This window comes from Lysinimonas soli (assembly GCF_042655435.1).
Taxonomy (GTDB): Bacteria; Actinomycetota; Actinomycetes; order Actinomycetales; family Microbacteriaceae; genus Lysinimonas; species Lysinimonas soli.
In genome coordinates, this window is the sequence record NZ_JBHSMG010000003.1 from 141783 (window position 1) to 164970 (window position 23188).

Annotated in this window: 21 protein-coding genes and 1 riboswitch; of the genes, 13 read left to right on the forward strand and 8 right to left on the reverse strand. The window is 72.2% G+C overall.

Annotated elements, in window-relative coordinates:
- The first annotated feature begins 43 nt into the window (after positions 1–43).
- Genes ACFPJ4_RS12460 through ACFPJ4_RS12480 form a run of 5 tightly spaced genes read left to right on the forward strand, consistent with a single transcriptional unit; the run spans position 44 to position 4941 of the window.
- Positions 44–955, forward strand: coding sequence for a carbohydrate ABC transporter permease (locus ACFPJ4_RS12460; RefSeq protein ID WP_386740766.1), 912 nt, complete (start codon positions 44–46; stop codon positions 953–955).
- Complete coding sequence (locus ACFPJ4_RS12465; protein WP_386740767.1) at positions 952–1806, forward strand: carbohydrate ABC transporter permease; 855 nt, start codon at positions 952–954, stop codon at positions 1804–1806. The genes ACFPJ4_RS12460 and ACFPJ4_RS12465 overlap by 4 nt, the downstream gene beginning before the upstream one ends.
- Positions 1803–3236 (forward strand): beta-N-acetylhexosaminidase, encoded by a 1434-nt coding sequence (gene nagZ / locus ACFPJ4_RS12470; RefSeq protein ID WP_386740768.1) that lies wholly within the window; start codon positions 1803–1805, stop codon positions 3234–3236. Before ACFPJ4_RS12465 ends, nagZ begins: the two co-directional genes overlap by 4 nt.
- The gene (locus ACFPJ4_RS12475; protein ID WP_386740769.1) at positions 3233–4171 is read left to right on the forward strand and encodes an ROK family protein; all 939 of its coding nucleotides are present in this window, start codon (positions 3233–3235) and stop codon (positions 4169–4171) included. The genes nagZ and ACFPJ4_RS12475 overlap by 4 nt, the downstream gene beginning before the upstream one ends.
- Positions 4171–4941 carry a glucosamine-6-phosphate deaminase gene (locus tag ACFPJ4_RS12480; RefSeq protein ID WP_386740770.1) on the forward strand — a complete coding sequence of 257 codons (771 nt, stop codon included), beginning with the start codon at positions 4171–4173 and terminating at the stop codon, positions 4939–4941. Before ACFPJ4_RS12475 ends, ACFPJ4_RS12480 begins: the two co-directional genes overlap by 1 nt.
- A gap of 5 nt (positions 4942–4946) precedes the next feature.
- Here ACFPJ4_RS12480 and nagA read toward each other — a convergent pair whose 3' ends face one another.
- Together nagA and purU are read right to left on the reverse strand one after the other, a co-directional pair.
- Positions 4947–6089, reverse strand: a complete 1143-nt coding sequence (gene nagA, locus ACFPJ4_RS12485; RefSeq protein ID WP_386740771.1) for an N-acetylglucosamine-6-phosphate deacetylase — start codon at positions 6087–6089, stop codon at positions 4947–4949.
- Positions 6086–6943, reverse strand: a complete 858-nt coding sequence (gene purU, locus ACFPJ4_RS12490; protein WP_386740772.1) for a formyltetrahydrofolate deformylase — start codon at positions 6941–6943, stop codon at positions 6086–6088. Before purU ends, nagA begins: the two co-directional genes overlap by 4 nt.
- Positions 6944–7061: 118 nt before the next feature.
- Between purU and ACFPJ4_RS12495 the strand changes: the two genes are divergently transcribed.
- The 3 genes from ACFPJ4_RS12495 (at position 7062) to ACFPJ4_RS12505 (ending at position 10560) form a co-directional block, all read left to right on the forward strand.
- Complete coding sequence (locus tag ACFPJ4_RS12495; protein ID WP_386740773.1) at positions 7062–8273, forward strand: MFS transporter; 1212 nt, start codon at positions 7062–7064, stop codon at positions 8271–8273.
- A gap of 2 nt (positions 8274–8275) precedes the next feature.
- Positions 8276–8357, forward strand: a riboswitch (ZMP/ZTP riboswitch).
- Between the two features lie 32 nt (positions 8358–8389).
- The gene (gene glyA, locus ACFPJ4_RS12500; protein WP_386740774.1) at positions 8390–9676 is read left to right on the forward strand and encodes a serine hydroxymethyltransferase; all 1287 of its coding nucleotides are present in this window, start codon (positions 8390–8392) and stop codon (positions 9674–9676) included.
- Positions 9673–10560 carry a bifunctional methylenetetrahydrofolate dehydrogenase/methenyltetrahydrofolate cyclohydrolase gene (locus ACFPJ4_RS12505; RefSeq protein WP_386740775.1) on the forward strand — a complete coding sequence of 296 codons (888 nt, stop codon included), beginning with the start codon at positions 9673–9675 and terminating at the stop codon, positions 10558–10560. Before glyA ends, ACFPJ4_RS12505 begins: the two co-directional genes overlap by 4 nt.
- Before the next feature lie 38 nt (positions 10561–10598).
- Here ACFPJ4_RS12505 and ACFPJ4_RS12510 read toward each other — a convergent pair whose 3' ends face one another.
- From ACFPJ4_RS12510 to galT, 3 genes are all read right to left on the reverse strand, one after another.
- Entirely contained in the window at positions 10599–11339 is a 741-nt protein-coding gene (locus ACFPJ4_RS12510) for a hypothetical protein (RefSeq protein WP_386740776.1), read from the reverse strand.
- Between the two features lie 88 nt (positions 11340–11427).
- Positions 11428–12600: a galactokinase gene (gene galK / locus ACFPJ4_RS12515; RefSeq protein ID WP_386740777.1), complete on the reverse strand. Its 1173-nt coding sequence runs from the start codon at positions 12598–12600 to the stop codon at positions 11428–11430.
- On the reverse strand, positions 12597–13925 hold the full coding sequence (galT, locus tag ACFPJ4_RS12520; RefSeq protein ID WP_386740778.1) for a galactose-1-phosphate uridylyltransferase: 1329 nt from the start codon (positions 13923–13925) through the stop codon (positions 12597–12599). Before galT ends, galK begins: the two co-directional genes overlap by 4 nt.
- 57 nt (positions 13926–13982) lie before the next feature.
- Here galT and ACFPJ4_RS12525 point away from each other — a divergent pair, with 57 nt between their 5' ends.
- From ACFPJ4_RS12525 to ACFPJ4_RS12540, 4 genes are read left to right on the forward strand one after another with little or no spacing between them, the layout of a single operon-like run.
- Positions 13983–14798: a DeoR/GlpR family DNA-binding transcription regulator gene (locus ACFPJ4_RS12525; RefSeq protein WP_386740779.1), complete on the forward strand. Its 816-nt coding sequence runs from the start codon at positions 13983–13985 to the stop codon at positions 14796–14798.
- A 4-nt stretch (positions 14799–14802) separates the two neighbouring features.
- Positions 14803–15783 carry an aldose 1-epimerase family protein gene (locus tag ACFPJ4_RS12530; protein WP_386740780.1) on the forward strand — a complete coding sequence of 327 codons (981 nt, stop codon included), beginning with the start codon at positions 14803–14805 and terminating at the stop codon, positions 15781–15783.
- Complete coding sequence (locus ACFPJ4_RS12535; RefSeq protein ID WP_386740781.1) at positions 15780–16721, forward strand: aldose 1-epimerase family protein; 942 nt, start codon at positions 15780–15782, stop codon at positions 16719–16721. The genes ACFPJ4_RS12530 and ACFPJ4_RS12535 overlap by 4 nt, the downstream gene beginning before the upstream one ends.
- A complete protein-coding gene (locus ACFPJ4_RS12540; protein WP_386740782.1) occupies positions 16718–17809 on the forward strand; it encodes a VIT1/CCC1 transporter family protein in 1092 nt (363 codons plus the stop codon). Before ACFPJ4_RS12535 ends, ACFPJ4_RS12540 begins: the two co-directional genes overlap by 4 nt.
- Here the strand turns inward: ACFPJ4_RS12540 and ACFPJ4_RS12545 are convergent.
- A complete protein-coding gene (locus ACFPJ4_RS12545; RefSeq protein ID WP_386740783.1) occupies positions 17770–18894 on the reverse strand; it encodes a DNA adenine methylase in 1125 nt (374 codons plus the stop codon). The two genes, ACFPJ4_RS12540 and ACFPJ4_RS12545, sit on opposite strands and share 40 nt — an antisense overlap.
- 9 nt (positions 18895–18903) lie before the next feature.
- Positions 18904–19857 (reverse strand): quinone oxidoreductase family protein, encoded by a 954-nt coding sequence (locus ACFPJ4_RS12550; protein WP_386740784.1) that lies wholly within the window; start codon positions 19855–19857, stop codon positions 18904–18906.
- An 82-nt stretch (positions 19858–19939) separates the two neighbouring features.
- Here ACFPJ4_RS12550 and ACFPJ4_RS12555 point away from each other — a divergent pair, with 82 nt between their 5' ends.
- The gene (locus tag ACFPJ4_RS12555; RefSeq protein ID WP_386740785.1) at positions 19940–20485 is read left to right on the forward strand and encodes a hypothetical protein; all 546 of its coding nucleotides are present in this window, start codon (positions 19940–19942) and stop codon (positions 20483–20485) included.
- A gap of 13 nt (positions 20486–20498) precedes the next feature.
- On the opposite strand, the gene ACFPJ4_RS12560 is transcribed toward ACFPJ4_RS12555, so the two are convergent.
- Positions 20499–23111, reverse strand: coding sequence for a CDP-glycerol glycerophosphotransferase family protein (locus ACFPJ4_RS12560; protein WP_386740786.1), 2613 nt, complete (start codon positions 23109–23111; stop codon positions 20499–20501).
- Between the last annotated feature and the right edge of the window lie 77 nt (positions 23112–23188).

A 23188-nucleotide genomic window follows, 5' to 3' on the forward strand; every position in this document is an offset into this window, starting at 1 on the left:
GCCGCCCGACCACCCCGCCCGAGACCCCGGATTCCGAGAGGAGATGACCGTGACCGCCCTCAGCGCCCCGCGCCGCCGACGCCCGCTCGCGCCCTATCTGCTCCTCATCCCGACCGTGGTCGTGCTGCTGCTCGCGATGGGGTACCCGCTCGTGTGGCAGCTGGTCACCTCGCTGCAGAAGTTCGGCCTCTCGCAGCAGTTCGGGCAGCCCGCGCCGTTCGTCGGCTTCGACAACTACGCGCGTCTGCTCGGCGATCCCTACCTCTGGACCGTCGTCGGCCGCTCGCTGCTGTTCTGCTTCGCCTGCGTGCTCGTCACGATGGCGATCGGGGTGCTGCTCGCCCTGCTCATGCGGGCGGTGCCGTCGGCGGTGCGCGTCGTGCTGCAGATCTCGCTGCTGCTGGCCTGGGCGATGCCGGTGGTCGCCGCGATGACGGTCTGGAACTGGCTGTTCGACTGGCGCCGCGGTGTCGTCAACTGGCTGCTCGGCGCCGTCGGGCTGCCGTTCCAGCAGCACAACTGGCTGCAGAATCCGCTGAGCTTCTTCCTGGTGGCGCTCATCATCGTGGTCTGGATGAGTGTGCCCTTCGTCGCCTTCTCGATCTTCGCCTCGCTCACCCAGGTGCCCGACGAGGTGCTCGAGGCCGCCCAGATGGACGGGGCGACGCCGACCCAGCGCTTCTGGGGCATCACGGTTCCGATCATCCGGCCCGTCATCTCGATCGTGCTGCTGCTGCAGGTGATCTGGGACCTGCGCGTCTTCACCCAGATCAAGGTGCTGCAGGATGCCGGCTCGATCGCCAGCCAGACCAACCTGCTCGGCACGTACATCTACCAACTCGGCGCGGGGTCGAGCGATTTCGGCACCGCCTCGGCCGTGTCGATCCTGGTGCTCATCCTGACGGTCGCCCTCAGCGCCGCCTACGTGCGCTCGATGCTGCGGGAGGACCGATGACCCGCCTCCGCGCCCGCCGGCCGCGCGCCTCCCGCGTCGTGCTCTCGATCGTCGGCATCGTCGTCGCCCTGATCTGGTTGTTCCCGGTCTACTGGATGGTCAACTCCTCGTTGTTGTCGAACGTCGTGCTCACCTCGACGACCCCGACCTTCTTCCCCGTCGGGGCGTCGTTCGACAACTTCGCGAGCGTCATCGCGGGCGGAACCTTCCTGCCCGCCCTCGGCATGAGCGTCACGATCGCACTCGTCGTGGTCGTGGTCTGCTTGCTGTTCGCCTTCCTCGCGGCGGTCGCGATCAGCCGCTTCCGCTTCCGCGGGCGCACCTCCTTCGTGCTGGCGATCCTGTTCGTGCAGATGCTCCCCGCCGAGGGCCTGTTCATCGCGCAGTACAAGCTGATGGCCTCGGTGAACCTGCTCAACACGGTCGTCGGGGTGAGCATCCTCTACATCGGGGCCGTCGTACCGTTCACGATCTGGATGCTGCGCGGCTTCGTCGCGGGCGTCCCGGCCGAGCTGGAGGAGGCCGCCATGGTCGACGGGCTCAGCCGCACCCAGGCCTTCCTGCGGATCACCTTCCCGCTGCTGGCGCCCGGGCTGGTCGCCTCGGGGGTGTACGCCTTCCTGCAGGCTTGGAACGAGTTCACGATCGCGCTCGTCGTGTTGCCCGGCCAGGGGTCGCAGACGCTCCCGCTCTGGCTGCGCGGCTTCATCCAGTCGAGCGCCTCGAAGGCGATCGACTGGGGCCAGGTGATGGCCGCGTCGACCCTGGTCGCGATCCCGGTGATCGTCTTCTTCCTGTTCGTGCAGGGACGCATGACGAGCGGGCTGGTCGGCGGGGCGGTGAAGGGATGACCGCCCCCGGATCGCGGGATCGTCTCGTGCTCGGCACCCTGCTGCCGGGGTTCGACGGCACGGAGCTCCCCGGCTGGCTCGCCGCGCGCCTGGCGGGCGGGCTCGCCGGGGTCTGCCTGTTCGCCACCAACATCGCCTCGCCGTCGCAGCTGCGCCGGCTGACCGGAGAGATCAGGGCGGCCAACCCCTTCGCGATCATCGCGATCGACGAGGAGGGAGGGGACGTGACCCGGCTCTACCAGTCGGTGGGCTCCCCGTTCCCGGGCAACGCCATCCTCGGCCGCCTCGACGACCTCCTCCTGACCGAGAGCGTCGCGCGCCGAGTCGGCGCCGAACTTCGCGCCGCGGGCATCGACCTCGACCTGGCGCCGACGATCGACATCAACTCGAACGACGACAACCCCGTGATCGGTACCCGGAGCTTCGGCGCCGACCCGCAGCTGGTGGCACGGCACGGCGCCGCCTGGGTCGAGGGGCTGCAGTCGACGGGGATCGCCGCGAGCGCGAAGCACTTTCCGGGTCACGGCGACACCGCCACCGATTCCCACCTCGCGCTGCCGACCGTCGACCTGCCGCTCGACGCCTTGCGCCGACGCGAGCTCGTGCCCTTCGCCGCGGCGATCGCGGCCGGGACCCGCACGATCATGACCTCGCACATCCTGCTGCCGCAGCTCGACGCGCAGCCCGCCACCTTCTCGGAGCGGATCCTCGGTGAGCTGCTGCGCGGGCAACTGGGTTTCACCGGCGTCATCGTCACCGACGCGCTCGACATGCGCGGGGCCGACGACGAGGACGGGCTGCCGGGGGCGGCGGCGCGGGCGCTGGCGGCCGGGGCGGATCTGCTGTGCCTCGGGACCGCGAACACCGAGGAGCAGCTCGCCGCGATCGTCGCGGGAGTCTCGGCGGCGGTCGACGACGGCCGACTGAGTGTGGCCCGGCCGGCCGATGCGGCGCGCCGGGTCGCCGAGCTCGCCGGCGAGCTGCGGTCGCAGGCGGTGCGGCCCTTCGCGGTGCCGGACCCGCTGCCGGAGTTCGACACCGCGGTCATCGCCCGCGCCTTCGATCTCGCGTCCGGCCTCCGGCTGCGCGCCGACCGCGCGCTCGTGCAGCTGCGCACCGAGTCGAACATCGCGGTGGGGGATTCGCCGTGGGGGCCGGCCGCGGCGGGGGCTCCCGTGCAGTGGCTGGCGGAGGGGGAACCGTTGATCGTCGACTCCGACCGGCAGCCGGTGCTGATCGGCCGCGACAACCACAGGCGGGCCTGGACGCGTCGGGCCATCGACGAGGCGCGCTCGCGGCATCCGGATGTCGTCGTCGTCGACATGGGCTGGCCGGCCGCCGACCGCCGCTACGCCGACATCGCGACCTTCGGCGCCTCGCGCCTGGCCGGCGCGGCGCTGCTGCGGCTGCTCGAGGAGCGCGGCCGATGAGGGTGGGGGTCGACATCGGGGGCACCAAGACCGAGGCGGTCGCGATCGATGCCGCCGGCGCGGTGCTCGGCGAGGTGCGGGTGTCGACGGGGTTCGGGGCCGACGGGGTCGTCACCTCGACCGTCGACGCGCTGCACCGGCTCGCGGATGCGGTGGGCGTCACGCCCCGCGGCTTCGAGTCGATCGGGGTCGGCGTGCCCGGGGCGGTGGATCCGCTCAGCGGGCGCGTGACGCACGCCGTCAACCTGGGGCTCGACGGTCTCGATCTCGGCACGGAGCTCGCCGCGCGGCTCGGCGCTCCCGTGAGCATCGAGAACGACGTGAACGCCGCGGCGCTCGGGGCGTTCCACCTGCTGGGCCGGAGCGCCCCCTCGTCGATGGCCTACCTCAACCTGGGCACGGGACTCGCGGCCGGGCTCGTGCTCGCCGGGCGGCTCTGGCGCGGCTCGCGCGGGACCGCGGGCGAGATCGGGCACATCCCGGTCGACCCCGCCGGGCCGCTGTGCAGCTGCGGACAGCGCGGCTGCCTCGAGATGGTCGCCTCGGGCTCGGCCGTCGCGCGCCTGTGGCCCACCGGGACCAGCCATCCCGTCAGATCCCTCTTCGAGGCCGCCGACACCGGCGACGTCCTCGCGATCGAGGTGCGCGAGCGCTTCGTCGATAATGTTGCCTCCGCCGTTCGCGTGCTCGTCCTCACTGTCGACGTGGACGATGTCGTGATCGGCGGGGGCATCACCTCCCTGGGCGACCCGCTGCTGGCCGCCGTCCATGCGGTGCTGCGGCGCTGGGCGGTCGAGTCGGCCTTCCTCGCCTCGCTCGAGCTGCCCGACCGGGTGCGCCTGGCGCCGGGAGGCCTGCCGGTCGCCGCGGTCGGCGCCGCGCTGATCGGGTCGACCGGGACCGAGACGGGTGCGGCGGAACGGAAGCCCGCCTGATGGCCGAGGTCGTGATCGTCGGGTCGGCTGACGAGGCAGGCGAGCTCGGTGCCGAGCTTGTGCAGCGTCTGGTCGCGGCGCGGCCGGATGCCGTGCTCGGCCTGGCGACCGGATCCACGCCCCTTCCGCTCTGGCAGGCCCTGATCCGCCGCCGCCTCGACCTCTCGCGGGTGCGCGGCTTCGCCCTCGACGAGTACATCGGACTGCCGACCGGGCACCCCGAGAGCTACCGCGCGGTCATCGCGCGCGAGGTGGTCGAGCCCCTCGGACTCACCCCCGAGCTGGTGCGCGTACCCGGCGACGACGGGGGCCCGCTCGAGCTCGCCGGCGCTGCCTACGAGCGGGCCATCGCCGAGGCGGGAGGCGTCGATCTGCAGGTGCTGGGGATCGGGCGCACGGGCCACATCGGGTTCAACGAGCCGGGCTCGTCGCTCGCCTCGACGACGCGGGTGAAGACGCTCACCGAGCAGACCCGGGTCGACAACGCGCGCTTCTTCCCCTCGCTCGACGAGGTGCCGAGGCACTGTCTGACGCAGGGGCTCGGCACCATCCTGCGGGCGCGACACCTGCTGCTGTTCGCCTTCGGCGAGGCGAAGGCGTCCGCGATCGCGGGGGCGGTCGAGGGCCCGGTGACGGCGTCGCTGCCCGGATCGGCGATCCAGCTGCATCCGCTCGTCACGGTCATCGTCGACGAGGCCGCCGCCTCGCAATTGCGCCACGCCGACTACTACCGCTTCGCCTGGGAGAACCGCCTCGACGTCGAACGCTGAGGTGCTCAGCCGAGCAGCGCGCGCCCGTCGGCCCAGACGCGCGTGACGCGACCGGCGGCGTCCAGCGCGACGGCGTCGGCCGCATAGCCGGGCTTGAGCAGACCGAAGCGGTGGCCGAGCCCCAGGGCCCGCGCCGGAACGGCGGTCAGGGCGGCGACCGCCGTCGCAGGCGGCAGGCCGACCTCGTCGATCGCGAGGCGCAGGGCGACGTCCTGGGTGAGCGTGGAGCCGGCGATCGTCGAGGTACCCGAGAGCTTGGCGAAGCCCTCGTGGACGGTCACGTTGAGCGAGCCGAGGCGGTAGTCGCCGTCCGCCGCGGCCGCCGCGGCCATCGCGTCGGTAATCAGCGCGACGCGCCCCGGAGCGGCATCGAAGGCGAGCCGGGCGACCTCGGGATGCACGTGCTGCCCGTCGAGGATGAGCTCGATGCTGATGCGGTCGTCGGCGAACGCGGCGAGCACCGGGCCGGGGGCGCGGTGGTGGATGCCGGGCATCGCGTTGAAGGCGTGCGTCAGCATCCGGGCACCGCGCGCGAACGCGGCCCGGGTGGTGTCGAAGTCGGCCTCGGTGTGCCCGATCGCCACCACGACGCCGGCCTCGACGATCTCGTCGATGGCCTGCAGCGCCCCCGGCAGCTCGGGTGCGATCGTGACCTGGCGCAGGGTGCCGGCCGCGGCGGCGAGCAGCGACTCGACCGCCTCCGGATCCGGCAGCCGCAAGAAGTCGGCGCTGTGCGCGCCGCGCCGGTCGGGTGCCAGGAAAGGCCCCTCGAGGTGGGATCCGAGCACGAGCGGATCGGTGGCGACCAGTGCCGCGATCTCGGCGAGGCTGTCGCGCAGCTGCCCGAGCGGGTTCGCCACGAGGCTCACCACCGAGCGGGTGGTCCCGTGCTCCCGGTGCGCGGCGAGCGCCGCCGTCAGCGCCGTGCCCCCGTCGTCGTACGCGTGCCCGCCGCCGCCGTGCCCGTGCAGATCGATGAAGCCCGGCACGAGCCGCGCGCCCGCGAGATCGACGCGCTCATCGGCCGTCGGCGCCGTGTGCAGGCCGCTCCCGGCGGCCGCGATCACGGGGCCGTCGAACAGCAGCCAGGCGTCCGGCACCTCGCCGAGCTCGTCGATGCGGTGAGCGGAATGCAGCAGCGTCGTCATGTGAAGATGATCGTCCGGGCCCCGTCGAGCAGCACGCGGTGCTCGGCGAACCATTTCACGGCCTGGGTGAGCGTGCGGGACTCCTCGTCCTGACCGATCGCGACCAGCTCGCCCGGGGTGCGCGAGTGGTCGACCCGCACGACGTTCTGCTCGATGATCGGGCCCTCGTCGAGGTCGCTCGTCACGAAGTGCGCGGTCGCGCCGATCAGCTTCACCCCGCGTGCGTGCGCCTGCTTGTAGGGGTTGGCGCCCTTGAAGCCCGGCAGGAAGGAGTGGTGGATGTTGATGATCCGCCCGGTCAGCGCCGCGCACAGCTCGGGCGACAGGATCTGCATGTAGCGCGCGAGCACCACGAGCTCGATGTCGTGCTCTTCGACGACCTCGAGCACGCGGTCTTCGAAGGCGAGCTTCTGCCCCGGCGTCGTGACCGGATGCGACTCGAAGGGCACCCCGTAGAAGGCGGCGAGCTCGCCGAGGTCGGGGTGGTTGCCGAGCACCAACGGAAGATCAACGGCGAGCTGCCCGGCGCGCTGCCGGAACAGCAGGTCGTTGAGGCAGTGTGCGGCGCGCGACACCAGGACGAGCGTGCGCAACGGGCGACCGACGACGTCGAGCTGCCACGTCATCCGGTAGCGCTCGGTGACGGGCAGAAGAGCCGCCTCGAACACCTCGCGGGAGACCGCCGACTCGACCTGCAACCGCATGAAGAAGCGGCCGCTGTCGGCGCTCGAGAACTGCTGGGATTCGGTGATGTTGCCCTGAGCCGAGACGATCGCCCCGCTGACGGCGTGCACGATCCCGGGACGGTCCTCGCAGACCAGCGTGACGATCCAATGGGTCGGCGTCGGGCTCACGCCCCCAGCGTACTGGCGGGCGTCTCGGGGGCGCGCTCTCGGTAGGCTGGTGTCGATGCCGCGGCTCGCGGCACCCCGCGGCCGGCGTTCCGAGCCCTCCGATCCAGAAAGTCTCGCGATGAGCGCCGAGGGCTCAGACTCCCGATTCCCCCTGTTCCGCCTGCTCGTCATCACGGGCGCGATCTTCGTCGCCGTGTCGAGCGAGTTCCTGCCCACCGGCCTGCTGCCCGACATCGCCGCCGAGCTGCACGTCTCGGAATCGCGGGTCGGGCTGCTCGTGACGATCTTCGCGCTCACCGTGGTCGTCAGCACGGCGCCGCTGACGGCGCTGACGCACCGGTTCCCGCGCAAGTGGCTCATGGTGACGATGCTCGGGGTGTTCGCCGTGGCGAACTTCCTCGCGGCGATCTCGCCGAGCTACGAGTTCCTGGCCGGCGCCCGCGTGCTCGGCGGCCTGGCGCACGGCCTGTTCTGGTCGGTGACGGGCCCCTACGCCTCGCGGATCGTGCCGCAGCGTCAGCTCTCGCGGGCCCTCGCCGTGACCAACGCCGGCGGAACCGCGGCCTTCATCCTGGGCGTCCCGTTCGGCACAGCGCTCGGTCATGCGCTCGGCTGGCGTCTCGCCTTCGCCGTGATGGGCGGGGTCGTGCTGGTGTTCCTGCTGCTCGTGGTGCTCGCGCTCCCGCACGTCTCGCACCTGGTCACGCTGAAGACCGGCGAGATCGCGCTGCCGCTGCGCCAGGACCGCACGGTGCCGGCCGTCGTGATCGTCAGCGTCACGATCCTGCTGCTCGCGGTCGGGCAGAACGCGTACTACACCTACATCGTGCCCTGGGCCACTCAGGTGGGCGGCATCCCGGCCGGCGATGTCAGCGCGCTGCTGTTCGGCTACGGCGCGGCCGGCGCGTTCGGTCTGCTCATCGCGGGGCTGCTCGGCGATCGGTTCCCCCGGGGCGCCCTGCTGATCCTCGCCCTCAGCGTCGCGGTCACGGTCGCCGCCCTCGGGATCTTCGGCGCCGCCTCGCCCGTGATCGTGGTGATCGGCATGATCGCCTGGAGCGTCGCGTTCGGCGGCATCCCCTCGCTGCTGCAGGGCCGGATGATGCACTCGGCCTCGCTGCGTCTGCGCGACACCGCGGCGGCCTGGACCACGATCTCGTTCAACGTGGCCATCGGCGGCGGAGCCTTCCTGGGCGGCCTCCTGCTCGACGGCTTCGGGATCCGCGTGCTTCCCTGGGTCGAGGTGGCGTTCGTGCTGGCCGGGATGCTGTTCGTCGTGCTGTCGGATCGTCGGCGGATGGGGCTGCTTCCGCTGCACGTCGGCCGCTAGAGTAGGACGGTCGCGACTGGCGTTCGGATGGGTCACCATCGGGGAGCGACTACACGGAAACGGCCGTACGCCTGGGCTGTGACAGACATCCATCTGTTCAGAACTCAGGAGGCACCATGTCCGATACCTTCCTCGCCCCGCTCTCGGTCGTCGATCCCGAGGTCGCGGCGGCCCTCGAGCTCGAGCTCGGCCGCCAGCGCAACACCCTCGAGATGATCGCGAGCGAGAACTTCGTGCCCCGCGCCGTGCTCGAGGCGCAGGGCTCGGTACTCACCAACAAGTACGCCGAGGGTTACCCGGGGCGTCGCTACTACGGCGGCTGCGAGTTCGTCGACATCGTCGAGAACCTGGCGATCGAGCGCGCGAAGACGCTGTTCCGCGCGGAGTTCGCCAACGTCCAGCCGCACTCGGGAGCCTCGGCCAACGCCGCGGTGCTCGCGGCGATCGCGAAGCACGGCGACCGCATCCTGGGTCTCGAGCTGGCCCACGGCGGTCACCTGACGCACGGCATGAAGCTCAACTTCTCGGGCAAGCTCTACGAGGCCCACGCCTACGGCGTCGACCCCGAGACCTTCCTGGTCGACATGGATGTCGTGCGCGAGAAGGCGATCGAGGTGCAGCCGCAGGTCATCATCGCCGGCTGGTCGGCGTACCCGCGTCAACTGGACTTCGCGCGCTTCCGCGAGATCGCCGACGAGGTCGGCGCGCTGCTCTGGGTCGACATGGCGCACTTCGCCGGGCTGGTCGCGGCCGGACTGCATCCCTCTCCGGTGCCGCACGCGCACGTGACCTCGTCGACCGTGCACAAGACCATCGGCGGACCGCGCTCGGGCTTCATCCTGACCAACGACGCCGACCTCGCCAAGAAGATCAACTCCAACGTCTTCCCCGGGCAGCAGGGCGGCCCGCTCATGCACGTCATCGCCGCGAAGGCCACCGCCTTCAAGCTCGCGGCCGAGCCGGAGTTCGCCGACCGTCAGGCCCGCACCATCCGCGGCGCCGCGATCCTCGCCGAGCGTCTCACCGCCCCGGACGCCACGGCCGCCGGCATCGACGTGCTGACGGGCGGCACCGACGTGCACCTCGTGCTCGTCGATCTGCGCAACTCGGCCACGGACGGCAAGCAGGCCGAAGACCTGCTGCACGAGGTCGGGATCACCGTCAACCGCAACGCCGTGCCCTTCGACCCGCGCCCCCCGATGGTCACCTCGGGAGTGCGCATCGGCACGCCCGCGCTCGCCACCCGCGGCTTCGGCGACGCCGAGTTCACCGAGGTGGCCGACATCATCGCGCAGACCCTCCTGCCCGATGCCGACCTGCCGGCGCTGCGCGCGCGGGTGACCGCGCTCGCCCAGAAGTTCCCGCTCTACGGGGGCCTCACCTCGCCGGGGTCGTGGCAGTGACGGCTCGCATCCTCGACGGCATCGCGACCGCCTCGGCGATCAAGGGCGAGCTGGCCGGGAGGATCGCGGCCCTGCGGGAGCGGGACATCGTCCCCGGTCTCGGCACCCTGCTGGTCGGCGAGGATCCCGGCTCGCTGAGCTACGTGGGGGGCAAGCACCGCGACTCGGCCGAGGTCGGGATCGAGTCGATCCGCGTGGACCTGCCGGCCACGGCATCCGAGTCCGAGGTGCGGGCCGCGATCGCCGCGCTCAACGCGGACCCGGCCGTGACCGGATACATCGTGCAGCTGCCGCTGCCCGCGGGGATCGACGAGAACGCCATGCTGGAGCTGATCGACCCCGCCAAGGACGCCGACGGACTGCATCCGACCAACCTCGGACGCCTGGTGCTGGGCGTCGAGGGCGAGCTGGATTCGCCGCTGCCGTGCACGCCGGCCGGCATCGTCGAACTGCTGCGCCGCCACGAGGTGCCGATCGCGGGCAAGCACGTCGTCATCATCGGCCGTGGCCTCACCGTGGGGCGCCCCCTCGGGCTGCTCCTGACCCGCAAGGGTGTGGATGCGACGGTCACCCTGACCCATTCGCGCACGGTCGATCTGCCCGCCGAGGTGCGCCGGGCCGACATCGTCGTGGCCGCGATCGGGGTTCCGCACTTCGTGAAGCCGGACTGGATCAAGCCCGGTGCCGCGGTGCTCGACGTGGGCGTCACCCGGGTCGGCACGACCGCCTCGGGCAAGGCGAAGCTCGCGGGCGACATCGACCCCGAAGTGGCGCAGGTCGCGGGCTGGCTCTCGCCCAATCCGGGCGGAGTCGGGCCGATGACCCGCGCCATGCTGCTCGCCAACGTGGTCGAGGCCGCCGAGCGGGCTGCGCGGGCGGGCTGAGCCGAGCCTCCGGGCTCAGGTGCTCAGGTGCCGCCTGCTCAGGTGCCGCCGAAGAAGCAGCTCAGGCCGTTCGAGGTCTGGGCCGACGTCGGCCAGGTTCCGGCGAAGACGCTCGACTTCGCGGCCGTGCCGAGCTGGATGGCGCACTTGCTGAGCACGACATCCCCCGCGCTCGGGCTCGCCCCGGCGTCCGAGGCGGTGGGGACACCGAATCCGTAGCGGAAGATCGCCCAGCCGCCCGCCGAGTCGGAGGGCCCACCGCCGACGGGCGAGACCGCGCGCGCCGCGCCCGGGATGTAGGGCAGGGCGCTCGCGCAGAAGGCCTGGTACGGCTTCTGATCGCCCGTCCACACCGGATAGCTGGCCATGTCGGCCGCGACGACGTCTTTGGAGTCCCAGCTGCCCGAGATGACGGAGGTCGAGATGTCGGCCACCAGGTAGCGCAGGGGCGAGAAGCCGTCCTGCCAACCGGGATCGCACTCCGTGTTCAGCTGCGACTCGTCCGCGGCCTGGCTGTTCGTCGCCGCCACGGGGGCGTGCACCGTCTCGATCAGGTGCGCGACCGCGCCGTTCGGCGCCGTCGCATTGACGCTGATCTGGAAGAGCACATCGGCGGGGAGCGCCGGCCGGGTCGGCGTCGGCGTGGGGCTGGCGCTCGGCGTCGCGCTCGAGCGTGCGGCATCGGCCGAGGGGGTGGGCGAGGGGTGCGGCGCGCAGCCGGCGAGGCTCAGCGCGCCGAGCGCGGCGACCGTCGCGAGGATGACGAAACGCTGCAGCACGAAACCCCCTGGCAAGGTGGGCGGCTCTCGGTCGCCGCCGTGAGCACGACGGTACCAGCCGAATCCCGGTCGGACGAGTTCGAGGGCCTCAGGGCTCGCGGTGCGCGCCGTCGGATGGCCGCACGACGAAGGTCTCGGGAGCGCCGAAGCCGTGTTCGGCGAAGGCGCCGTCCACCGCGACCTGGACGCGCGAGACGGTGTCGACCGGGACGAGGGCGATGGCCGATCCGCCGAAGCCGCCGCCCGTCATCCGGGCGCCGATCGCGCCGTTGCCGATCGCGGTGTCGACGGCCAGGTCGAGCTCGGGCACCGAGACCTCGAAGTCGTCGCGCAGCGAGCGGTGCGAGGCGTCGAGCAGTTCGCCGATCGCGGCCGGTCCCTCGGAGCGGAGCAGCTTCACGGTGTCGAGCACCCGCTGGTTCTCGGTGACGACGTGCCGCACCCGCCGGAAGGTGACGTCGTCGAGGATGCGGCGGGCCCGGTCCAGCTCGTCGACCCCGACCTCGCGCAGCATCGCCACCCCGAGCGCGGCGGCGCCCGCCTCGCAGGACTCCCGGCGCTCACGGTAGCCGCCCGTGGAGTGCGCGTGCATCACGCCGGTGTCGATGACCAGCACGGCCAGGCCCGCGTCGGCGAAGCCGAGGGGAACGATCTCGCTCTCGAGGCTGAGGCAGTCGAGGAAGACCGCCGCGTCGGGCCGCGAGAGCAGCGAGGCGGACTGGTCCATGATGCCGGTGGGGGCGCCCACCACGTCGTTCTCGGCGCGCTGTCCGACCAGGGCGAGCGTCTGCCTGCTGAGTCCGAGCCGCCACACCTCGTCGAGGGCGATCGCGACCGCGCTCTCGATCGCGGCCGACGACGAGAGCCCCGCGCCGACGGGCACGTTCGAGTCGATGAGCAGGTCGACGCCGGGCACGGCATCCAGGTCGGCACCGAACTCGCCGAGCGCCCAGGCGACGCCGAGCGGGTACGCCGACCAGCCGCCGAGCCGGCCGTCGGCCTGCGCGGCGCAGAGTTCGGCCACCGGCAGCTCGAACACCTCGTCGCTGAACGTGCTGGCGACCCGCAGCACCCCGTCGTCGCGCAGGCCCAGCGCCAGCAGGGCACGGCGGTCGATCGCGAACGGCAGCACGAAGCCGCCGCTGTAGTCGGTGTGCTCACCGATCAGGTTGACGCGACCGGGCGCCGACCAGATCCCGTCGGCGTCGTGCCCGGTGAGACCGGCGAACATCGTCCGCAGTTCGTCTCGCATGTCGCTCATACGCTTTCGATGGCCTTTCGGATGTTGTCGGCTGCGCTCTCGGGGGTGACGTCGCCGATCCAGGCTCCCATGGCCGCCTCGGATCCGGCCAGGTACTTGAGCCGATCGGCGGCGCGGCGGGGCGAGGTCAGCTCGAGGTGCAGCCGCACGGTGTCGCGGCCGCGGTGAACGGGCGCCTGATGCCAGGCGGCGATGTAGGGCGTCGGCGAGTCGTAGAGCGCGTCGATCCCGCGCAGCAGGCGCAGGTAGAGGCCGGCGAGTTCGTCGCGCTCGGCCGCATCGGTCTCGGCGAAGTCGGGCACGTGGCGATGCGGAAGCAGGTGCACTTCGATGGGCCAGCGTGCCGCGAAGGGCACGAACGCGGTCCAGTGCTCGCCCGAGAGGACGACGCGCGGTCCTTCGCGCTCGCTGTCGAGGATGCGCTGGAACAGCTCGGGAGTCGTGCGATCGATCGACTCGAGCAGCCGCGTGGTGCGCGGGGTGATGTACGGATACGCGTAGATCTGGCCGTGCGGATGGTGCAGCGTCACCCCGATCGCCTCGCCGCGGTTCTCGAAGGGGAACACCTGCTCGACCCCGGGGAGGGCCGAGAGGGCGGCAGTACGGTCGGCCCACGCCTCGATGACGGTGCGGGCCCGTGTCTCGGTCTGGGTGCCGAACGATCCGGTCGTGTCGGGGCTGAAGCACACGACCTCGCAGCGGCCGACCGAGCTGCGCGTGCGTCCGATCCCGAGCTCGGCGAGGTCGGCGAGCCCGCGGGGCGGGTCGGTCGCTACGGCCCAGTCGGCGGGCTCGGCGCCCGGCTGCCCGACGCCCTGCATGCCAAATGAAGGAGATCCGTCGGACGAGGGGTCGAGATCGCGATTCCCGCGCGGGTCGACTGCGGAATCTCCTTCATTTGGCATGGAGGGGGTGGGCATGGAGGGGGTGGGCACGAGGCGGGGCGGGGTGAGGCAGGGTGGGGCGGGGAGGGCGGGGCCGAACGAGGGGGAGCGGTTCTCGAAGACGGCGACGTCGTAGACGGCCGGGACCTCGGACGGGTTGCCGGCGCTCTGCGGCGCGAGCGGATCGCGGTCGGCCGGGGGCAGGAACACCCGGTTCTGACGGTTGGCGGCGATCGAGATCCAGTCGCCGGTCAGCACGTCCTGGCGCATGGTCGCGGTATCGGGCCGGGGGTCGAGCGCACGCGCATCCACCGCCCGATCCGGCCCGAGGGTCGTTCCGGCGTCGTCGAAGTAGAACAGTTCGCGGCCGTCGGCGAGGTGCGCCGACCGTTTGACGATGCCCGAGTCGCCCAGGGGGATGCCCGGCTCCACTGTGCTCACCGCATTACGATAACGAAAACGCGACCTTCGTTGTCGTAATCAATCGAAAGGCGGCCGATGACCGACAGCAGCCCCCAATCCGTCGTGCCGGTCGCGGCCCGCCGGGAGCGGATCGCCGCCCTCGTCGCCGAAGAGGGCTTCGTGCGCGTCGGCGATGCCAGCGAGGTCTTCGCGGTGAGCGAGGTCACCGTGCGTTCCGACCTGCGCGCGCTCGAGCAGGCGGGGGCGGTGCGCCGGGTGCACGGCGGCGCGATGGCCGTGGCGGGGGCGGGCCGCGAGTCGCCCGTGGAGGCGACGACCGAGACGCACGCGGCGGTCAAGCGCGCGATCGGCCGGCGCGCGGCCGCCCTCGTGACCAGCGGAAGCAGCATCCTGCTCGATGTCGGCTCGACCACGCTCGCCGTCGCGCGGGCGATCGTGGCCCGCACCGAGCTCGTCGACCTCGTCGTGATCACGAACGGGCTCTCGATCGCGCTGGCCCTCGAACCGGCGATCCCCCGCATCACGGTGGTCGTGACGGGCGGCACGCTCCGTCCGCTGCAGCACTCCCTCGTGAACCCGCTCGCCGGGCAGACCCTGGCCGGCCTGCACGTGGATCTCGCCATCCTCGGTTGCAACGGCGTCGACGCCGACGGCCGGGTCACCAACCTGAACCTGGCCGAAGCCGAGGTCAAGCGCGGGATGCTGGCCGCATCCGAGACCCGGATGCTGGTGGCCGACGCCTCGAAGTCCGGTCAACGGCACCTCGGCCTCATCGGCGAGCTCGGCGACTTCGCCACGCTCGTGACGGGGGGTGCCGGGGCCGAGTCGCTGCGCGCGCCCGCGCACGACGCCGGGTGCCGACTCGTGATCGCCGACGCCGCCCTAGGCTGAGCAGGTGCCTGCCGCCACTCCTGCACCGTCATCCGCTGCGCCCGGGTCGCCCGTCAGCGGCACCCAGTACCTGCTCGAGCGGGGCACGGTGCGGGCCGAGATCGCGTCGCTGGGGGCGGCCCTGCGCTCGCTCAGCGTCTCGGGGACCCTGCTGACCGAGCAGGTCGGCAGCGACATTGTCGCCCCGATGGGCTGCGGGCTCGTGCTGGCGCCCTGGCCGAACCGCGTGCGCGACGCCGTCTGGTTGCTCGACGGCGAACCGCAGCTGCTCGACATCACCGAGCCGGCGCTGGACAACGCGAGTCACGGTCTGCTGCGCAACACGGGCTACCGGCTGCTCGAGCGCCGCGATGACGCTGTCACGCTGGGCGCGCTCATCGCGCCGCAGCACGGCTGGCCGTTCCTGCTCGACACCGCCGTGCGCTACGCGCTCGGCGACGACGGGATCACGGTCACCCACTCCGTGACGAACCTGTCGGGCCGTCCGGCGCCGTGGGCGGTCGGCGCGCACCCGTATCTGCGGGTCGGGGAGGTGCCCAGCGAGCAGCTGACCGTGACCCTCACGGGCGCGAGCCGCCTCGAACTGGATGCCCGGCTCACCCCGGTCGCGGTGCACCGCTTCGACTCCGGTCCGCTCCGGCCCGACGACATCGACCTGCGGGAGGGGCGGCCCGCAGCCGGTCTCGCGCTCAACACCGGCTACGGCGAGCTCGCCAACCGCGACGGCCGTGCCGATATCGCCTGGCTCGACGCCCCCGACGGTCGCCGCACGACCCTCTGGGCCGACCCGGAGTTCGGCTGGATCCAGGCCTACACACCGAGCGACTTCCCGCGGCGCGGCGGCCCCGGGTTCGCGATCGCCCTCGAGCCGATGACCGCCCCGCCGGACGCGCTCAACAGCGGCACCGACCTGATCCTCCTCGAGCCCGGCCGACGCTGGGAGGCGTCGTGGGGCATCCGCTTCTCCGAAGGGACCACCCGATGACCGCCCCGACGATCCTGCCCACGGGCACGCCGTACCTGCTCGAACGCGAGGGGGTCCGCGCCGAGATCGGCTCGGTGGCCGCCGTGCTGCGCTCGCTCAGCGTCGGCGGGGTACAGCTCACGCAGCCGATCCCCGCGGAGGAGCCGCCCGCCATGTGCAACGGGATCGTGCTCGCTCCCTGGCCGAACCGCGTGCGCGCCGGCCGTTGGAACCTCGACGGGGCGGCCCAGCAGCTCGACATCACCGAGCCGGCCCGCGGCGGCGCGCTGCACGGTCTTCTGCAGTTCACCGACTACGAGCTGCGCGACAGGACGGATGCCGCCCTCACCCTCGGCGCCACCATCTACCCCCAGCACGGCTGGCCGTTCCTGCTCGACACCTGGGTGCGGTACGAGCTCGAGCCGGACGGCCTGACCGTCACGCACGGGGCGCAGAACCTCTCGGACGCGCGCGCGCCGTATGCCACGGGGACGCACCCGTACCTGCGGGTCGGCGAGGCGCCGATCGCCGAGCTGGAGCTCACCGTTCCGGCCGCGAGCTACTTCGACGTCGACGACCGGCTCGACCCGATCGGCGAGGTGCCGGTCAGCGGCACGCCGTACGACGTGCGCGCGCCGCGCCGGGTCGGCGCGCTGCAGTTCGACACGGCCTTCGGTGAGCTGTCGCACGCCGACCCGGCGGATGGTCGCGGCGCGAGCGCCTGGCTGACCGCCCCCGATGGGGCCCGCACGACCCTGTGGCAGGACCTCGACTGGGGTTACGTCCAGGTCTTCACGACCCGGGTGTTCCCGACCCCGGCCGGGCCGATCGATGCGATCGCCATCGAGCCGATGACGGCGCCGCCCGACGCCCTCAACTCGGGCCAGGGTCTGATCTGGCTCGAGCCGGGCGAACGCTGGCAGGGCGCCTGGGGCCTCCGCTACCGGGCAGCGCCGTGACCCGGGCTGCGCGACCTCGACCGCTGCCGTCGCGCGCGGCGCGGGTCAAACGCTGGCGCCAGTACCTGGCCGACGAGCGGGCGGAGGCTGCCGTCTACCGCGAGCTGGCCGGCCGCAAGAAGGGCGAGGAGCGCGAGATCCTGCTCGAGCTCGCCGACGCCGAGGGCCGGCACGAGGCGCACTGGATCGACCTGCTCGGCGACGAGGTCGGCCCGCCCCTGCGCGGGGACCTGCGCACCCGGCTGCTGGCGTTCCTGGCCCGGCACTTCGGGTCGCTCTTCGTGCTCGCGCTGGCGCAGCGGGCCGAGGCGCGCTCGCCCTACGACGACGAGTCGGACGCCTCGGATGCCATGGCGGCCGACGAGCGGATCCACGGTGAAGTGCTCCGCGGCCTCGCCGCCCGGGGCAGGACCCGGCTCGCCGGCTCGTTCCGCGCCGCCGTGTTCGGCGCCAACGACGGACTCGTGAGCAACCTGGCGCTCGTGCTCGGCATCGGCGCGACCGGGGTGTCGGCCGCGACCGTGTTGTTCACCGGCCTCGCGGGGTTGCTGGCCGGTGCCCTGTCGATGGGGGCGGGCGAGTACGTCTCGGTGCGCTCGCAGCGGGAGCTGCTCGAGGCGTCACAACCCGATCCGGCATCGCAGGCCGCGCTCGCGCACCTCGACGTCGACGCGAACGAGCTGGCCCTGGTCTACCGCGCGCGTGGCATGAGCGAGTCGGAGGCGACCCTGCACGCGGCCGAGGTGCTCGCCACGCTGCGCCTCGAGGGCGACGATCCCGCCGCGGTGGGCATCGACGAGCACGAGGCCATCGGCTCGGCCTGGAACGCCGCGATCTCGAGCTTCCTGTTCTTCGCGTCGGGCGCGCTCATCCCGGTGCTGCCCTACCTCTTCGGCGCCCGGCACCTGCTCGCCGTGGTCATCGCGGCGGCGGCGGTCGGCCTCGCGCTGCTCGGCACGGGCGCGATCGTCGGGGTGCTCTCGGGCGCGTCCCCGCTCAAGCGGGCGCTGCGGCAGTTGATCATCGGCTTCGGCGCGGCCGGCGTGACCTACGTGCTCGGGCTGCTCTTCGGCGCCGCGCTCGGCTGAGGCACGAGGCCTCGGCTGCCGCTCGGCAGCGCGCCGCCCACGACCGCCGCGGCCGCGGCATCCACCCGCTCGCGCTCGCCGGCGACGAAGAGGTACTCGGTGTTGCGCAGATGCGACACCGTGCCGACCTTGATGCCGGCGGGCGAGTGGATGCCGATCTGCGCGCCGACGTAACGCTTCGCGTCGAAGGCGAGCATCCGCACCTCGGGGTGCCCCGCATCGCGCAGGGCGGTCATCATCTGCTCGGCCGTGATCCACGATTCGTCGTTGTACGACACCACGACCGTCTCGGCGCGCGCGGCGCCGAGCAGCTCGACGAACGCCGGCGGCATCTCGCGCTTGCGATTGAAGACGCTTTTGGTGGTCGCGTCGCGGCTGTCGATGCGCTTGCGGGCCACCCCGTACGCCTCCGGCCGGTCCCACCGCACCAGGGTCTCCCAGACGTGGTAGTTGGTGTAGTAGCGGTGCTGGTTGTACGGGGGGTCGAGGTACATCAGGTCGACCGGCGGCAGCGTGGTGACGACCGCTCGGGCATCGCCGCGGACGGCGCGCCCCGCCCCGGGCAGCAGCTCGGGCATCCGCAGCTCCAGATCTCGGGACGACCGTGGCGCCCAGTTCTTCAGGTAGGCCATCTGCACGCCGGTCGTCGAATCCACCCGATCGGCGCCGAGCAGCAGGCTGGTCAGCAGGATCGGATGCAGCGGCGAGTCCGCATAGTCGGCCTCGATCGCGTCCCGGATCGCGTCGATGCGCGCGCCGTTCTTCGGCTGGAAGTAGCGCGCCTCTTCGCAGAAGGTGCGGGTGACATAGCCGGGCTCGCCCGGGAGCGCGGCGAGCCGGGCCAGCGCCTCCGCGAGTTCGGCAGGGGCGACGGTCCCGGCATCCGTCTCGATGAAGCAGCGGGCCAGCACCTCGCTGTAGCTCGCGATGTCGACCGCGGTGACCGCGAGCCCGCGGCGCTTGAACTCCTGGGCCACCCGGGTCGTGCCCGTGAACAGGTCGACGGCGGTGCGGGCCTCGAGCGCTGCGGCGATCGTGCCGAGCACGGGGACGAGCGTGCGCTTCGACCCCAGGTACTTGATCACCCGCGCGGCCTAGCGGCGCGGATCGAGCACGAACTTGCCGACCGACGTGCGGTCGAGCAGCGAACGGTGCGCCTCGGCCGCGTTCTCGAGCGCGTACTCTCCGGCGATCACGGCGCGCAGTTCGCCGGATGCCAGCAACTGCAGCAGCTCGGTCACCGCGGCGGCGAGCAGGGCAGGGCGCTGCACGATGTGCACGAGCCAGAAGCCGATGACGGCGGTGCTGTGCGCCATGAGCGTCGCAGGCGGCACGTCGTGCGGGGGGACGCGCCCGGCCATTCCGAAGACCGCGAGGCGGCCGAGCGGAGCCAGCGCCCGCAGGCTCGCATCGAAGACCGGGCCGCCCGTCATCTCGAGCACGATGTCGACGCCGCGTCCGCCGTTGGCCTCGCGCAGCGCGGAGGCGAGGTCGTCGGTGCGCGGATCGAGGGCGACATCGGCCCCGAGCTCGAGGGCGATCGCGCGCTTCTCGGGGCTCGATGCCGTGGCGATCACGCGACCGGCGCCCCAGCGCTTGGCCAGCTGGATGGCGATGGTGCCCACGCCGCCCGCCCCGGCGTGCACGACGACCGTCTCGCCAGCGGCCAGGTGCGTGCTGGTCCGCAGCAGGTGCCAGGCCGTCGCTCCCTGCACGAGGGTTGTGAGCGCGTCGGCGTCGGACACCCCATCGGGGATCGGGAACAGCTGTGCGGGATTCACCGCGATGCGCTCGGCGTAGCCGCCGCTCGGGACGAGTCCGAGCAGGCGCCGCCCGTCGGCGGCACGCACGACGACCTCGCTGCCGGGGATGAACGGGAGGGCAGGTGCCGAGAGGTACGAGCCCTCGGTCAGGTGGGTGTCGGCGTAGTTCACGCCCGCGGCGAGCACCTCGAGCACCTCCTCGCCGGGCCCCGCGACGGGCTCCGGCTGCTCGCTGACGCGGAGTTTCTCGGGACCGCCGAGCTCGGCGAGATGGATGGCACGCATGTCATGACGCTACATCGGGATGAGCCCGATATCGGTCGCCCGGATGACGCCGCACCCCCGGCATCGTCTCTAGCATCGGGGCATGCGCCAGCTCATCGCCTCCGTTCTCGCCGTCATCCTGAGCGCCGCGGTGTTCGGCACCGGGTACGTCGTGGCGCAGCAGATCGAGCGCACCTCAGCGGATGACGCGCCCACCCGCCTGGCCTCGCAGGTCGCCGCCGAGCTCTCGTCGGGTTCCACGCAGACGGTCGACGCCGCGGCTCCCGTCGATCTGGGGCGGAGTCTCGCCCCCTTCGTCGTCGTCGTCGACCGCTCCGGCGCCGTGACCGACGGCACGGCCACCCTCGACGGCACCGCCCCCGCTCTGCCGGCCGGCGTCATCGCGAGCACCCGCGCCGCGGGCCGCGACGCGGTCACCTGGCAGCCGCGCGACGGTCTGCGATTCGCGACGGTCGAGGTCGCGGTCGGTTCGCACGTGGTGATCGCGGGCCAGTCGCTGGCGCCCAGCGAACGCGCCACCGACAAGCTCCTGGCGCTGATCGCCGCCGCCTGGTTCGTGACGGCGCTCGTCGCGGTCGGCGGGATCTACCTCTCGGCCGCCTGGGCGAAGGTGCTGCGCGCGCGGTAGTGCGCGGTCGACCTCAGCCCGCGGTCGCCGTCCCTGCCGCGGCGATTCCCGGCGCCGGTGAGGACGGGGTCGGATCCTCGTCCGGGAGCGACCCGTTCACGACGCGTTCGAACTCACGCGTCGCGCGGCGGTTGTACGCTGCTCCGTCGAACCGGGCCGGCGGCACCGCGCCGTCGAGATAGGCGGCCATCCCCGCGGCGAGACCTGCCTCCGACTGCTCCACGACGCGCATCGCCTCGGGCGGGAGGGCGTCGCGTACCGAGCCGAAGTCGACCGTCACGATGGGGAGTCCCACGACCGCCGCCTCGAGCAGCACCATCGGCTGCCCCTCGTAGTTGCTCGACAGCACGAAGCAGTCGGCCGCCGCCATGACGGCGAAGGGGTTCGAGAGGGCTCCGGTGAGGAAGACGACGCCGTCGAGCCCGCGGGCCGTGACCTCCTGGTCGAGCTGCGCACGCAGGGGACCGTCGCCCACGATGAGCAACCGAGCGCTGGGGCGGCTCGCGTGCAGCTGCGCGAACGCGGCGATGAGCCTCGTCTGATTCTTCTCGGGGCTGAGCCGGCCCACCGTGACGAACCAGCGGGTTCCGTCGTCGGCCGCGAGGGCGTCGACCCAGGCCGGCGTCTCATCGGCGTCGGCGACCTCCTCGAGATCGAGCACGGGGTGACCGGCCCCCTCGGTGACGCGGTCGACGTCGACGAGGTTGCGGGCCGAGACGAACGCGGCCGGGTCGGCCCCCGACAGCGCGCTCAACCGGGTACGGTTCACCTCGGCGAGCGAGGGGGACACCGACACGAGCTCGTCGAACCGCGGGTAGAGGGCGAACACGGCGGGAAGCGAGCGCCGCATCCGTTGCCGCCCCCAGACCTCGCGCGTGACCTCGGCGGCCAGGTCGTTGTGCAGCCAGATCGACCGCCGCGCCTGGGGGGAGTGCAGCAGCAGTTGCGACCAGAAGCGGCCGTAGCCGCTGAAGTCGATGACGTCGTCGAAGCGGCAGTCGCCGAACAGCCGGAGCCATTCGTCGCGCCAGAGCCGCGACTCCCAGGCGCTCGTCGGCGCGGACGGCCGCAGCCGCTCGTGCACCTTCAGCAGGAACACCCGCAGCTTCGTGCCGTTCATGCCGCCCGCGCGATGGAACTGTCGCACGCGGGGATCGATGAGGGCCTGGTTCGCCCGCTGCTGTCGACCCCGCGGTCGTGCGATCAGGATCGAGACGTCGAAGATGTCGTGGTCGATCGCCCGCAGCAGGTTCAGCGCCGAGCTGGTGATCCCGTTCGAGCGCATGCCGCCCAGGTAGATGAGCATCGTCCGCTTGCGGTCGGCGTCGTCGGTCGCGATGACCTCGCGGGACGGCTCGACGACGGGCGCGCCGCGGAAGAGCACGTCGATGACGCGTTCCGAGGCGCCGCCCAGCGCGTCCCCGGTCGGGCCTCCGAGCGGGCCGATGAATCGGTCGCGCCACTCCAGGCGCCGCTGCGCGATCGCCGGCGGGGTCGCGGAGCGGATCACCTCGGCCAGGGCGTCCACGTCGCGCACCGTCGGGCCGGGCAGCTGGTCGGCGGGCAGATACGCCCCGCGCTGGGTCAGGTACTCGCTCGACGGCGGCACGTAGAACGCGATCGGGCGGTCGAGCGCGAGGAAGTCGAAGAAGATCGACGAGAAGTCGGTGATCAGGGTGTCGGTCAGGCCGAGCATGACGTTGGTCGGGATGTCGTTGGGCACGAGCACCCGCCGGGCGTCCGCGTCGCGGCGGGCGAAGTGGTGCACCGCCTGATGGGTCTTCAGCAGCACCCGGTAGCCCGATCCGAGCCGCTCCTGCAGTTGCGACACCGTGGCGACCAGCGCGGAGGCCTCGTCGTCGGGGGAGGAGAAGTCGTCGCCGGTCCAGGTGGGGGCGTAGAGCACGAGGCGTTGCTCGCCGATCGGCACGCCGGCCTCCGACAGGCGGGCGAGCGCGGCCGCGCGCTGAGCGTCGTCGAGAGTCTGGCGATCGACCCTCGGGTAGCCGAGTTCGAGGATCCTGCCGCGGAACGCGCCGGCCAGCTTGTACGCGCCCAGGTACATCCGCTCGGTCATGAAGGAGTTCTGCGAGAGCAGCAGGTCGGCGGCGACGAAGTTGCGCAGGGTGTTCGCCGAGGCGACCGCGCCGTTGGGCATGTCGTAGCCCATGAGCTTGAGCGGGGTGCCGTGCCAGGTGTTGAGGTAGACCTGTCCCTCGCGCTTCTGGAACTCGAGCGGGAAGGTCGCGTTGTTGATCAGGTAGTGCGCGCGGGACAGGGCGCGGAAGTACGCCGAGGAGCGGTGCTGCACGAAGCGCACTCGTCGATCGCGCGCGAATTCCGCGCGGATCGCGCGGTGGCTGCTGCGTCCGTCGAGCACCCAGACGTGACGCAGCCGGGTCAGGTCGGGGGCGCGCAGCAGGGCGCGGAAGATCGCCTCGGGGTTGTCGAGTGCGCCATTGCCGGCGAACGACTCGTAGAGCACCACGTTCGCCAGGATGGGGCGACGTCGGGCGCGCGCTCGAGCCTCGGCCTCCCAGGCCACGAGCAATCGGCGCATCAGACGTTTCACCCGTCGCCGGACCCGGTGCATCGGCCCTCGGCGCAGCTCAGCCGCGTCAGTCATCACCGTCAAGTATGGCAAGCCGTGATCGGAATCCCCTGTGCCGTCTCTCAGCGATGGCGCAGCGAGGTCGCAGGGAC